This window comes from Candidatus Cloacimonas sp., assembly GCA_035403355.1.
In the GTDB taxonomy this organism is placed as follows: Bacteria; Cloacimonadota; Cloacimonadia; order Cloacimonadales; family Cloacimonadaceae; genus Cloacimonas.
Window position 1 is genome coordinate 115,846 of record DAONFA010000004.1, and the last position, 14,114, is coordinate 129,959.

Consider the following 14,114-nt stretch of genomic DNA (forward strand, 5'->3'; position numbering starts at 1 on the left):
TCTTCCTGATAAAAAATCGGAGCTCTTTTGAGCTCCGATTACACCAATTAGCGAGAAAAATTCAGAGTATTTCTCTATTATTAATAAGAAAGAGTATCAGCATATACAGGAGCAGTTTCTTCAACAGTTGATTCATCTGTAGGTTCTAATAGGCGTTCATTTCTTTGATATTCGTCCTCTCTTTCAGCCAGATATCTTACGCTATACATTATTTCTCCCATTATTCCTTTCCAAAAATCATCCCTATCGTTTAAATATTCATTAATAGGTTTCAAGCAGTTATGTTTTTTATCACTAAAGGTTAATTCCACTTTCAGTTCATTGGAGGTATTACCATTGGTTTTAACAAGCGCATTCAATTTATCCAGCAAGTCCAAAGCATCTTCTTCTTCATCAGACAATTCATCCGTCAAATCTTTTATAGCTGTGAAATTCATCGTCATATTGAAGGGATTTTTATTCATTTTTCTGGCAAGAGTTCCTTCCAAACCGCGATTGCTTTTTTTATAGTTATTATTATTTGTAGTGCAGATCATCACATTATCTTCAAAGAAAACGGCTAAATTGCCAAAATAGTAATATTTACCATCTTTACGCAAACGACCTTCGCGGTTCATCTCTTTCAGCAAATCCTGCACTCCCTTATTGTTCTTTACCGATGCAACAAGAGTTATAAAAGGAGGTTCCTTTTCGTCCAAAATATTCACTGCAATTATGCCGGAACCATCTGCCAGCTTATTTAGATGTTTCATTAACTTGCTAATCTCGGGATTGTCAATACTTTTCAACAGTTTATCAATTCTCTTTTCCGAAAGGGCATAAAGCTTAGGATAATTGGTTTTTACGGAGCTCAGCATAATCAATCCTTCGGTAGGAACATAAGGATAGAGGTCTTTCACATTAACGGCATCGTTAATAACGCTTTCCAGTTTCTTTTGCTTTTCCTGGGTCGTCTCAAATTTTACTGAGGATACCAATTTCCCCTTATCAAAATCAGCGGAGAAAGAGAGGAAAGTATTATACAGTTCAGTAGGTAAATCAATTGCCGTGTTCATTGGAATTTTGGCATCATAAGTAAGTCCTAAAAGGACGCTTTCAAAAACATTTTCCGGGTCGTCCACCCTAAATTGGTCCATAATGTCCCAATAATCGTAATAGTAGCGGTAATCACTTTCATAATAATAGTTTCTATACATCTCGCGCTGTTTATACTGGGAAATTATTCTTTCCACATTTCCTTGGGCGTCTTTTAATCCTTTTTGAGCAATACGAGCCATTCCATCCAAATTAGCCCAAAGGGTTATGTCGTGACCTCTTAGCTTACTGCTGCGAAAGTCCTTATTGGCAAGAATGCAGGCAGATTTATCCTGGGTTAAGTAAGTTTTCACTTTTTTGCTAAGGTCGTTATCATTGCTTGGATCGGTTATTCCAATCAGCATAGATTTTCCAGTCCACATACAGGAAAGACCGTTCAGATCAATTTCGTAGATGTTGGATTTTTTACTAACCGATAGGTCTTTACCACCAGGTAGAGCTATATTTTTGGTAAAGTTATACACTTTTTCCGCATTGGCAATAGGCATAACCATAAAAATATAGGGAAGGTTTTTTTTCGTATCAAACTCCCCAAAAAGGTAGGAGGGCTTCGTAGTTATTAATCCTGTGCTGCGCGGATCTTTAATTAATGCCTCCAGATTATACTCTTCCAAGGCAGAAATCAAGTCCTCATTAATATCACCCTTTTTCATTGCTCCGGTTTTGTTCAGCAGCTGGGGTAAATTAATCTTGGCTACAACCAGAGCGTTTTTACTAATATGACGAATTTGAGGCGAAGAGGTTGCAAAATAGTAACCGGCAATAACCACAATAATTATAAATAAAACTATCAAAACAGGGATTAAAGCTGATTTCTTTTTTCGCTTACCCTCTAAAACTGCAGGGGTTTCTTCTTCCGAAGTAGGAATTTCTTCCGAAACCTGCTCCTGCATTGATTCTTTCACTTCTTCTTGCATTAGTTCCTCCAAATAATTTATTTGTTCTTCAGCAAAAATAAAGACAATTGCAACTATGTATATCTCTAAAATAATGTCAAGGTTTTTCCTGCCTGCTGCCAAAAGCGAATATTAAATCCTAAAAAAACAGAAAACATCTTGACAAAAAAACTAAACGCTAAAATAAGGAATTATAGTCGCAGAAGGAAATTCTGCCTAAGAAAAAAGGAGAAATATTATGAAAACGAATGCCTACCTGTTAGTATTGCTTTTACTGCTATTAGTAGCAGGACTGCAATCCCAAACCTTATCCCAAGTAAAGTTAGGTGTAATTGGAGGGCTAAATTTTGCTAATTTCAGTGGAGATGACATTGAGGATCTGGATGACGCCGGATATGATATTGAAGGAAGAACACTCGGTCACATTGGAATTATCGGAAATGCAACTGTATCACAAAATCTTGCTTTGCAAGGCGAAATTGCCTTTAGTATGAATGGATCAAAATGGGAAGGAACTTATTATGATGAATATGGCTATGAATATGATACAACTTGGAAACATAGTATAAATATGCTGCAGGTTCCTGTCTCCGCAATCTATACTGTGAATCTTCCTGAATTAGCATTCAAACCATATTTGGGAGCAGGACTTTCGGCAAGTATTCCTATCAGCTCAGGTTTTTCGGTAGAACTTGGTGGACAAGATGAAGATTTCGATTATGACGATGAAAATTTTGAAGAACTTTCCTCCTTCGTTCTTGGCTATCAACTAAATCTGGGTATGGAATATGATAAGTATTTTTGCGAACTCAGATATGAAAGAAGCATTACTCCTGTGTTTGATAACAAATATATAGACGATGTTTTTTATAAAAACATTAAACTCCTGGTAGGCTTTCGCTTTGATAGTAACTTTTAATATTATGTAAACATAACCAATTGTGCATTGCAAGCGGAGGTTTCGTTGCCTCCGCTTTTATTCACTTTAATCCTACAAAATAAAAATGTGCATTTAACTGTATGCCATTCTTATGGATACCCCTCTTTTTAGCAACTACATTTCTTGCAATACACCGAAACTTGCCCTCAGCTTTCAGCCCTCTGCCGAAAGCCCTTTAGGGCGACACAATGATAGCGATGGAGGCGTAAGCCCCTCGGAAAATATGTTTTAGAAGGTTGATAAGGTTTAGAAGGTTGATAAGGTTTAGAAGGTTGAGAAAATGTTGCTGATAAACCCTCTGCCCTAAGCTCTCTGCCAAAAACCCTTTAGGGCGACACAATGATAGCGATGGAGGCGTAAGCCCCTCGGGAAAAGGAAGAAAGAGATACACCCCCATTACATACTTACATATTCTAATTCCTCAAAAGGTTACTAGGTAGCTAAAAACCAGTTGAGAGCCAACTGTTTATGAGTTCTCAATAAAAACACTATACTATTTCTTTGCCAAAGCAACTGCAAATTCCAGAATAAAATTGGGCAGCCCCACACCTTCAAAACGGCATTTTTGCCTCTTTTGGATATAAAAAATGGTCAAGTGTATCACTTTTATACTGCCACTCTGTATCACTTTCGTTTGCCATTTTGTACCATTTTCGTTTGCCATTCTGTATCATTTTTGTTTGCCATTCTGTATCATTTTTGTTTGCCACTCTGTATCACTTTTGTTTGCCACTCTGTATCATTTTTGTTTGCCATTGACCGCAACAAGAAAGCCAAATACTATGAGCTCTTAGTGATCCTGGATATCCACACCAAAGACATCTGTCTGACATAATGTGCAAAAATAAAAGCTATTTTTAAATGAAACCCTGAAAATTCTGCATACCCTAATGGCTCTGGAAATCAAGACCATAAACCAGAATTACTTCCAAGAATACAACAAAGCGCTCGCACTTTAGATAAAAAGTCAAATCAAATACCACTTAGAAATTCAGCCCGAGAGGCGTATAGGGATCCCATAATCTTTATCCACCGTTTCAATAGAAGTGCTGGGGAAATAGATGTTCGACACTTTTGTCAATATAATCTAATCCTTAAGCGAAATATCAGGCATTTTAGAAGATACTTCAACATCAATAAATGATCTTTGTTCACGGATAATTTTTCTTTTGTCAATTGCAGGTGCCAAACAGAAAAAGTTGAACTCCTCTTTATCTATTTCCGAGGAATTAGAAACATGAGGATATAGTAGCTTAAGGTATGCTGTAGCTAACTTTATAATCGCTTTAACATCTCTTGTATCAGAATTCTGTGGGATTTGAATTAAATCAGAGACTATTTGACTATATTGGGAACAATTTCTCAGTTTGTGCAATATCTCACTAAAATACTCAACATTAAGTGTATAGCCATTGACAATAAGCCCCTGATTAAGCCGTATCAGTTTCCATCCCTCGATGAATCCATGAATTCTATCCATCAAAGCTGAAGATTGGAAGAAACTAGGTAACGATGTAAAGTATCTATTTGACAATGGTCGCCAATCGGGTGATAAAGCAATGTTCCCTAACATCATCAATCCTGCTTCAGATGTTCCGCTATAATTTGCAACTGTAAAGCGACCACTTTCTAAATAGTTTTTCAACGCTCCTGATAGCTCTTCTTCATTAGCAAATTTTATCGTCTCAATTTCATCAAAAGTCACAAAATCGTAGTTTTCTATAATACCAGGGGTTCTTCTTCCAATATCATAAAAGAGTTTTGCCCTTGAAACTACTCCTCCGCTAAACATCCAAGTATATTTACTCAGATTCCCAAATACATATGACTTTCCGGTGCCCTTTGGTGCTAATTCGATCATGTTAAGATTAGGTTCAACAAAAATTAATAATCGAGATATAAACAGAAGTTTTTTCTCGATAGAGCTAAAACCAGATTCTCTATCTTTATTATCAGGATTATATTCCATAGATCTTATTAGTAGATCAATCCATTCATACACTGTGAAATTTTTCCTTGCTGATTTGAAGTATTCGATATCTACTTTATATGGTTGGAATGGTTTATAGTCAATAAGTTGCACCTGCCCACTAACAATGTCCGTTGGAGGAATGTAAACTAAAGTAATAACTCCCCAATGTTCACCATCCGAAAGGTATTTTTCATGTTTTTTGAATACATAATCAGGGATTATACCAATACTCAAGGATATCCCATGGTCAGGAATCTCGAACCTAAACAGATCATTTTTTAGATCAACCTGGATATTGAATCTGGACAGTATCTTTATCGGTTCTTTTTTGGTCTTTAATTTAACGAGAATGCTCACATCCTTACTTGGTATATTATTATCCATAAAGCTAATCAAGCCGTCGACATCTAATGAGCCATCTGAAGAAGTAAACATCTTAATAAGCCAGTCTTTGATGAATGAAGGAAGATTCCTACTAGAAAACGCATTGTATCTGTTCTTAATCTTAAGGACTGATTCATCTGGGAAATTTTCGCATATTTTTTCATCAAGTTGGTTCAAAACAATTCCTCCTGTATAAAACCTGATTTTATAGATAATTTTATTTCAAAGTTGTTTCCATCAACAACCAAAGTTGCATTGTATTTGCCTGAGTTTAATCCTTTAAAACTGCATGACCAATGGTCATGAACAAAAGTCATATTGTATCTTTTCCCAGATATAATAATGTAAGGAATTCCTAAAGGGGTTGGATGTATCGTTAGTTCTATAACCGGATTATTTGCTTTAACTTCATCGAAACTTATTGGGTCAATAATTAATTTCTGTTTTTTTACTCTACTTAACTTAATAAATGGAATCAGTATCTCCTCTGGAGTAGCACCACCATGAACTTCAAAGGGAGTCCTATCACCGAGAGAAATATGCTTTAAAGCTATTAAGCACTTATTTTCATGAATTTGTGGAGATTCTGTTATGTGAATAATTTTAACCTGATCAGAAACAAAATCACTCTTGCAATTAATCCATTTGTAACGTCCGCCGTGTTCGGTATCAGCCATGCCAAGTCCTTTATTATCAATGAATTCTTTTATACATAAATACGAAGAGCCATGATCCGAGCTGATTACAATAGAATCATGTGGGCTAGCCAAGATTTGTTTTACTATCGATTGCAGTACTGATATTTGACCTAGTAAAAACTGGTTTAAATTATTAGATATCTGGTTGCTATGAATGTAGTTATCAAGATCGAGAATGTGATGAGATTCTGGAATTCTGTTAACATCAGTTATAGTTGGTAGATATACTCTCCTGATATCTATGCTTTCGATGAACCACTTTTTATCTACATCCGATTCATTCAATAGATGCAACAACAAAGGTGCCCATTCTGCCCCAAGACAGTCAACCCAATAAATTATATTATTATTTGCACTAGAATAGTCTGGGAGTTGTTGTTTGTAGTACCATTCATATAGTGCCTTATCATCTTCATTTACTTTGTTTAAGATATTATCTATCTCAGGTTGTCTTTTCCATGTAAGTTTACCCAGGCAATAGTTTTTAAAATATGGAATAATCCATACGTTGCAACCCTTTGAAGTGTATTCAAAATTATCCCAATTCACATACTCATAAAGGTTAGAAAATCTACAACGAAAAATAGGAGATTTAATAAAAGCTATGTCTTGACTTAGTTTCTTTAATACATAAAGTGATTCACATTTCAATAATCCTGTTAGTATTTCGGGATTACTTGTTACAAACTCTTCTTGTATATCAAGCTCGGAATCTACTATGTTTTCTAATTCATCAGTAGGTTTGTTCAATTCTTTGTGAATAAAAGAAAGAAGCTTAAATCTTTCTTGAAGCAACATTTTACTGGGATGCTTTCTGAAAGCATATAACCAAATATTATGAATTAGTTCAGTATCCGAAAACTCAGAAAGAGACTCAAAACAAAGAGGGAAGTGCTCTTGTATCTCATCTCCATTAAATTTTGACTGGTACCAGTTGCTTAGTAACCATTTTTCAGATGTATTAGTTAGATTCAAATAATGCTTTACAAAAGATAGCATGCTTAGATCTAAAAGGTCATAATCAAACCTTTTGCTGATAAAGCTATCAAAGTCGAACAGGGCAATTGTTTGAGGAGATTTTAAAAAAATATTATACAAGTACTCCCAATGTTCTTCTTCTTTATCCTTATAATCGAAGGGGATTGTAATATTGAACAGCGAAGGAATCAAATCTTTGTAGTTACAAATTTCGATAGATGAAATAAAGACCTCATCTGGCAAGAATTGCTTGGCTAAATAATTAAGAGTTTTTGAAGTAGAATAGTATTTACTTTCATAATTATTCTTCCAAAAGGATAACCATGTTTGAGCATTGGTTATAAATTTTGTACCACTGGAAACAGGAAAGGTAATGCGACAGATTTCTGATACAATAACTTTGTCATTTTTCAACTTCCAGATTGGAGCCCACTGATGCTTCCTTGAGAATTTTTGTAGAACATAGTTTTGAAAAGGAGTCCAAATACCGTACAGAGGTAAATAAATCCTGTTGTTAACAGAGGGTGGATTTTCAATACTGTCCATAAGATAATTAAAGAAGGATGTAAACTCATTTATCTGATAGAATCTTAGTACTTCCGAAACTGGATAGATTACAGAATTCTGGCCGGATAATAGAACCTCAATAATATCGAAGATTTGATTTTTCGTGGGAAATACATCATTGTTGCATAATGTACTCAAATCGAAATGGTTATTAGTTATCCCACATAAACCAATAACTAATTCTTTATACTGAGTCATGTTTTCGGAAAATATAAACCTAACAGGAAATCTTCGATTAGCCATAGTGCAAATCTTTGATTCTTCTACAATATTAGATATAATTTCATCAATAGAATTGATTTCCTTATACATTGATACCTTCTTCTTGTAAAGCCTTAATGACAATATTCATGGCTTGTGGTACGGATGCCAATATTTTCTCCATGATCCGTATAAATTTTGAGTCCCATCCAGCATTTGTGAGGATGTTCACAACCCTCATGGTTTCTGAAGTATCCGTATAATTACCATTTGTAGTGTCTATTACTTCAGTACCATTATTATCTGTGGAAATGTCGTTATCTATTGGGTTGTTTATACCTCCATTATTGGATTTTTGTAAAAGGAATTCAAGTACTCTATTGTATGTTGCTGTCTCATCTTCGCAAGTATAAACTAGCTCTTCCCCAGAGTTCTTAATTATGTACTCTTCAATCGCACCAATGTTTAATTCCGAAATGTTATTTACTTTCTTCGACACAAGCCACTTTTTGAAAAGCTCTGGGTTGTTTTTAGTGTCATTGAATATAATTCTGAGATCAGTTTGTACAGAGGATATTTTATTATATATCGTGTTCACAAACTCACTTGAGTATTCTTCATCTTTGACTGCCTTGAATAATTCAATGATTGAGTCCAAAGCGCTTAATACAGCTTCATTACTTTGGGCGATATTGTGGTATTTAGCAATCCACAGCGGATATCTGAACTTGTTTTTCACATAATCAAGAGCAATGTCCCAAACTATTAGTTTTAAGCTTCCTTTTTGCTCTGGATTGAATATATCACATAGCAGATTGATTAATTTATCTTCTTGGGGAGATCCAATTCTAATTGTTAGTTTCTTACTGTCAACTTGCTCATTCTCTGAGGTATAATCAAAGAAGCTCACTATTAGATCTAGCATATCCTGAGCATTTACTACTTTAGCACTATCTTTCAAGTAAATTTTGCCCAAATAGGGTTTGAAAAGCCAAGCTAACATACCCAAAAAAACTGTACATGGATAATATCCGTAAGGTGCTTCTGATAAAAATTTAAACTTCTTACCTATATTAATAACATTTCCAACATTGTCGTTCATTATTTGGTCAAATGCAATCCTCGTCTTATAAATAATATGATCTTTGAACGCAAGGGATACTGAAAAATCGTTGTTTAATGCATCTTCACCTTGCTGTGTATGGTAGAATGAGGACAGATATGTATAAGATGATTTTAACTGATTTTCGAAATCTTTCTTATTGTCTGAAAGTAAAATAGCTTGGGCTGCTTTTCGAGATACTTGTTTCTTCCACATAGTAGAAGTGGCAATTTTATTATTTTTACTGCTTAGCACTTCAGGTCCCATATTAAAGAATTGAAGAGATAAATTATTATTGATGAACTCACCATATTTGTTCAAAGCAATACGTTGTTCAAGTGGATTGTTAGAAGGAAGAAGCGTAAAAACTGTTGCATAACCATAAGAAAGCTGATTGATCCAGTTTTTAATAATAAGTGACTGCTGTTTCTTATATCCGGATATCTCATCAGAACTCAGAGTTTGACTTTGAGCTACTAATTCATAAGATTTGTAATGAAGTACTTTACTGAGGTCTTCAGTGCTAAATATTGTATCTAGTATAATAAAAACATAAGGTGGTTTGTTTAACTCAGTTTGCCAATCCAAAGTTTTTATCATCTTTAGAGCATCTGACAACTCTGGTTGATGAAGACCTATAAAAATTATATGGAGTATCTTATAAGTTCTCTTTCGTGCTTTGATTATCTTTGGTATCAGTTCATGTTTTTTTATATTTGCTGGTACTATTAGGACCTCAGGCGTAAAAGGATCCGCAGTTTCTCTCAGCACATTCTGTAGAAGAATTCTTGATATTTCAGACAAATCTTTGTGATCTGCTATTTCGGTGAAATCTATGGTTTGTTTTAGTAACTCATCATATCTTTCTTGGACTTCGTTATAGGGGATTCGTGAACTGCCAATTTCATACAAGCCGTTAGGGTTTTTCACTATTATATGTTCATGATCGATAAAACTAAGACAATCTGTTACAATCTGCGTTAGTTCTGTACCCTTAAACATTAGTGAAACATTCTCTTCATTAGGTTTTAAAAGTGATGAACTGATGCCATCAGCAACTTTAAGAGTTTTAACGAAGAGGTTCAATAACAACAATCCTTTGTATATCTTCATATAGTTATTGTCTTTCTTACTAATTAAATCACTATAAGTGTTGTAATTTCCAAGAATAGAAAGTGAATTTATATCATCCATTTTCTCAAGCTCAGGTAGAAAATAGTCAAATATCAAGTCAACAGTTAAAAAGTCGTATAGTTCCCCCTGAGGATTTGTCTTAATGTATTTTACAAATCCCCGTTCTTCATCATGTAGGAAGTTAAAAATACTTCTTTCTCTTGACCCAATCGTTCTAGCAAAGTAGGTTGATAAATAAGCAGAATAAGGGTGTATTGGGAATAAATCCGACAAGCTTCTTTTTATCTCAAAGCTGCTTCCATCAAGAATAGTATCTACTAAACTAGTGATATCATCACGATGATGATTTTTTTTCTCTTCCCACTTTTTTGGATCGTTTCTTTGAATTGCGGTGTACATTATTTGATATGTTGTAATAGGTTCCATTGAATAGTCAAAATCTTTGATCCTTTCTTGCAGGTGCTTGATGTCAGATTGTGATAAAGGTGTTTGTTCTGGTCTTCGATGACTAATGATGTATAAATATACTTCCTGGTCTAAATCTTTAGATAACTCTGCTATATTCTGTAGAATACTCAAATAGCTACCGCTCTCAGGCATCTCAAGTAAACTTGTAAACTCATCCCACATAATAAATAAACCTGAGTATCCATGATCGGATTTTAGAATTTGTTGTGTCTCTCCTAGCCAGGATTCTATATTGTCCTCAAAAGTAAGTTTAAAATCTGATACTTTCTCCCATATCTTTAATACTCTTGAGTCGTAATTTTCAAGTTTTCGGATAAGATCACTCAAATTGCTTACAACGCTTCTTAACTCTTCGTTACTCTCTATGACCTTCTCCCAGTCAATATAGAGGTTATTGTTATTTATGTATTTAATAGCCTTCGAAAACTCTGTCTCACGGACCATATTTATCCCCGATTTATCTAATGCTTTTGCGACAGCTTTCTGTATTGTGAATGCAAAATCCCTTGAATCTGATATTCCGCTACTGCCTTTGATAACTACAGGAAAAAATCTCTTTCTTTTTCGAATATCTCTCAATCTCGATGTAAGCTGTAAGTTATTAGCAAACCGACTGGAAAGGAAATCCTCAATAGATTTTTGGTCATCGTACAATAAGTGTTTAACTACAGAAGAAGCATGTGATTTCCCCGATCCATAGGAACCAATAACCCAAAATGATTTTCGGTCTTTAGGGCTTTGTGTATCAATCGAATCTATGACTGCTTTCAAGATAGTTATAAAACGTTCTGTTGGGACGAAGGTTTTCCAGTAGCTTTCTGATTCATTTACTAAGTCAAATGTATCAATGAATTGATCATTTAATGATAGAATATCTGAGTATCTCATGATTACCTACTCCTTGAAAAGTATCTGATTAATGCCCCGATGGGGTTGTAGTTTTTGTTTAAGTTTATATTGTCTAGGTTTGCAACTAGGTCAACTTTTAAAAGCTCACTGTCATATTCTTGAATACCTCTTAGTACTTCTACTAAATTCGATTGCTTTAGCCCGAATATCTTGATCGGACCCCCATTAGACTTGGAGTCGATTAATTCCCTAACTGTAAGGTAATATTTATTATTTACTTCGGCATACTTGTATAATGCATAAATCATCGTAGCTGTATTTATCTGTAGGAGTCTTCGTTTCATAACCCTCTCAATAGATTTTCCTTTCTTTTCAATCTCCCCTATACGAAAAGTACTTCCTAAGGGGCTGTTGTCAAATGTGTTTAGTAATGCACTAAGTGGGTTATTCAAAGTTGAACGAGCTATTCCTGGGAACTCAATAAGTAATAACTCGAGTAGCTCATTTTTTGTGTAGGCACGATCAAAAGGCAATGATATATACCAGTTTACGATAGGAGAGTTGTAGAATAAATTTACCCAAACTATTTGCCAGATTACATCATTATATTCACAACTAGCTAATACTCCAACTAACTCCGATGGCGAATTACTATTATTTAGAAGGTTTGCGTCTTTAAGCCATCTTTTAAATGACGGTATCTGATCAGTCCCTAGAGTATTTGTCTCAAACCATCTTTCTGGGTCTGATAGAAAAGAATTTACCCACATCTCTCTCATTCCAAACTTTTTGTATCGATCCAAACCTGTAGTGCTTTTCTTCATTTTTTCTCCTCCTATAGGTAATTGTAAAGATTGTGCTAGAATACATCCTTTTTCAATAGATGTGCTACATTTATGACAATGTACACACGATTCATCAATCTTCAATGATGGCTTAAAAGATATTGCTTGTATGGGGCATTCAACCTCGCAAAGACCGCAATGAACACAGTATGTAGTTTTGTTTACAATTTTTGTTAGTAGCCCTCTGATCACAGGGTATTCATTAACATTTTTTGAAGTCAGAGTTAATGTTGTGTCATCTACTTTCGTGATTGAAATCTGGATATAAACGCCTTGGATCAGAATCTCAACTTCAGTTGTTTCGTTTTTTTGTTTTATTGACATAGTTCCTAAAGTTTTTAACCATTCAAGCAAATTTTCTCGCTGTCTTCTAATAATAGCTTTATAAGATTCAGCAGTAATCACGATATCATTAGACACACCAAAATTATCTATACCTATTCCTCCGGAACGTCCTGCCCATGATCTATCTGAGATATATGTTTTAATCTTTTCTGAATCTGTCATACCTCGTGAGAGGGCTAGTTTATGTATATGTTTTACAAATTTTTCCGTTTGTTTCGGGAAAAGTACTCCAAGATAGTAGTTTGCCGGCTTTGAGGCAAAGGGGCAGACAGAACAACCCACTCTCCACATACCTTGTCTATATGCCTTATTGATTTCTATATTCCTTTGAAATAAGTAAAGAAAGACCTCTGTTGTGCTCCATTCAAAGATTGGCCTTGCATTTATTAGGTTTATGTGTTTAACATTTGAAGCAATTCTCTTATATTTGTTCCTACGGCTGCTTTCCTCTGCCCTAACACCTTCAAATACGATTATATTTGACAACTTTTGATTATCTACATGTTTTCTTAAGGTTTGGACGAAAGGGACTGATTTACAAACTGAACAACACCATCTTATTTTTTGGCTTGGGGGTCCAAACAGATCCCATAGTTTATCGGTATCTGAAGTGGGGTGTGCGGTAATAAAGTTAAATGCTGGATACTTTGAATGATATGATTTTATAGTGTTTTTTACAGTGTCTTCAACACAAGGAATTTCCATACCTGTATCGGTATAGATTACTATGTAATTATCTGGGTTAACAACCCTAGAAACAAGGTCAAGAACTACTTGAGAATCTTTTCCGCCGCTGAAGGAAACAGTTAGCTGAGATGGATATCTCCTATACTCCTTCTGCACTCGGCGAATAAATTCTAATGCTTCCCCGATAACATTATTCATTATGTCGGTATTACTTAGAATTGTATGAGATAGATCAACCGGTTCTAAACATCCTTTATGAATAATCTCTACATCAGGTTTTTTGTATAAATCACCACCAGTCACACGCGCGACCAAAACACCTTTGTAATAGTAATCTCTCCCTATAGCCCATAATAGTGGTGCATTTGTTCTGGGGTATTTCCATACATCAGCAAATCCCAATAAGTCGAGTTCTTCAAAAAACACTGGTCTAGGCGATACAATCTCTTTATCTATTGTATTTTCTAGAAGTATTACTGAGTTATTCTTCTCATCCCATACAGCTTCATACATATATTCAGAATAATCCTTTTTTCTTCTTTTCTTATCTTAACCAAAAAAAAGGGATGCTCAAAATAAGGCAAGTTAAATCTTATTTGCATCCTATACATCCAATTTGGATGTGTAAAGGGGAGTGTTTTTTTGGTTTTAGTAATCAATAATGGTGACAAAGAACAGCAGGTTCTTAAATAAAAATATGCCCACGGGCATTGGTTTATGAAAGAATTCAGCAACTTCTTTAATCCCATCAGGTAATTGACTAAAAAGAAGCATTTTTTCCTCTGCAAAGTATAATCCTTGTTATCCCTTTCCGGTTTTTTTGCGGAGGAACGACATCTTGTCGTTCATAAATGTTCGCTGGATACACAAATCGGAGGAACGACATCTTGTCGTTCCACAGGTTGTTGACAAAGTTTACCAGCATCAGGAAGGGAGTACATAATAAGCAAAAA

General features: G+C 34.8%; 8 protein-coding genes. 2 read left to right on the forward strand and 6 right to left on the reverse strand.

Annotation, left to right across the window (positions count from 1 at the left end; all coding sequences use genetic code 11):
- Positions 1-80: 80 nt before the first annotated feature.
- Positions 81-2,114 (reverse strand): DUF4836 family protein, encoded by a 2,034-nt coding sequence (locus PLE33_02540; protein ID HPS60124.1) that lies wholly within the window; start codon positions 2,112-2,114, stop codon positions 81-83.
- 115 nt (positions 2,115-2,229) lie between these two features.
- Between PLE33_02540 and PLE33_02545 the strand changes: the two genes are divergently transcribed.
- Entirely contained in the window at positions 2,230-2,910 is a 681-nt protein-coding gene (locus PLE33_02545; GenBank protein ID HPS60125.1) for an outer membrane beta-barrel protein, read from the forward strand.
- 112 nt (positions 2,911-3,022) lie between these two features.
- Complete coding sequence (locus tag PLE33_02550) at positions 3,023-3,163, forward strand: hypothetical protein (GenBank protein ID HPS60126.1); 141 nt, start codon at positions 3,023-3,025, stop codon at positions 3,161-3,163.
- A gap of 261 nt (positions 3,164-3,424) precedes the next feature.
- Here the strand turns inward: PLE33_02550 and PLE33_02555 are convergent, their stop codons facing one another.
- From PLE33_02555 to PLE33_02575, 5 genes are all read right to left on the reverse strand, one after another.
- Positions 3,425-3,595 (reverse strand): hypothetical protein, encoded by a 171-nt coding sequence (locus PLE33_02555; GenBank protein ID HPS60127.1) that lies wholly within the window; start codon positions 3,593-3,595, stop codon positions 3,425-3,427.
- A 423-nt stretch (positions 3,596-4,018) separates the two neighbouring features.
- On the reverse strand, positions 4,019-5,464 hold the full coding sequence (gene brxL, locus PLE33_02560; protein ID HPS60128.1) for a BREX system Lon protease-like protein BrxL: 1,446 nt from the start codon (positions 5,462-5,464) through the stop codon (positions 4,019-4,021).
- Positions 5,461-7,842, reverse strand: a complete 2,382-nt coding sequence (pglZ, locus tag PLE33_02565; protein HPS60129.1) for a BREX-4 system phosphatase PglZ — start codon at positions 7,840-7,842, stop codon at positions 5,461-5,463. The genes brxL and pglZ overlap by 4 nt, the downstream gene beginning before the upstream one ends.
- Positions 7,835-11,323: a hypothetical protein gene (locus PLE33_02570; GenBank protein ID HPS60130.1), complete on the reverse strand. Its 3,489-nt coding sequence runs from the start codon at positions 11,321-11,323 to the stop codon at positions 7,835-7,837. Before PLE33_02570 ends, pglZ begins: the two co-directional genes overlap by 8 nt.
- 2 nt (positions 11,324-11,325) lie before the next feature.
- Complete coding sequence (locus tag PLE33_02575; protein HPS60131.1) at positions 11,326-13,674, reverse strand: phosphoadenosine phosphosulfate reductase family protein; 2,349 nt, start codon at positions 13,672-13,674, stop codon at positions 11,326-11,328.
- Positions 13,675-14,114: the final 440 nt, after the last annotated feature.

Coding starts and splice junctions, on each gene's coding strand:
- PLE33_02570 (HPS60130.1), bottom strand. CDS start 11,323: ATGAGATACTCAGATATTCTATCATTAAATGATCAATTCATTGATACA.
- pglZ (HPS60129.1), bottom strand. CDS start 7,842: ATGTATAAGGAAATCAATTCTATTGATGAAATTATATCTAATATTGTA.
- PLE33_02555 (HPS60127.1), bottom strand. CDS start 3,595: ATGGCAAACGAAAATGGTACAAAATGGCAAACGAAAGTGATACAGAGT.
- PLE33_02545 (HPS60125.1), top strand. CDS start 2,230: ATGAAAACGAATGCCTACCTGTTAGTATTGCTTTTACTGCTATTAGTA.
- PLE33_02575 (HPS60131.1), bottom strand. CDS start 13,674: ATGTATGAAGCTGTATGGGATGAGAAGAATAACTCAGTAATACTTCTA.
- PLE33_02550 (HPS60126.1), top strand. CDS start 3,023: ATGGATACCCCTCTTTTTAGCAACTACATTTCTTGCAATACACCGAAA.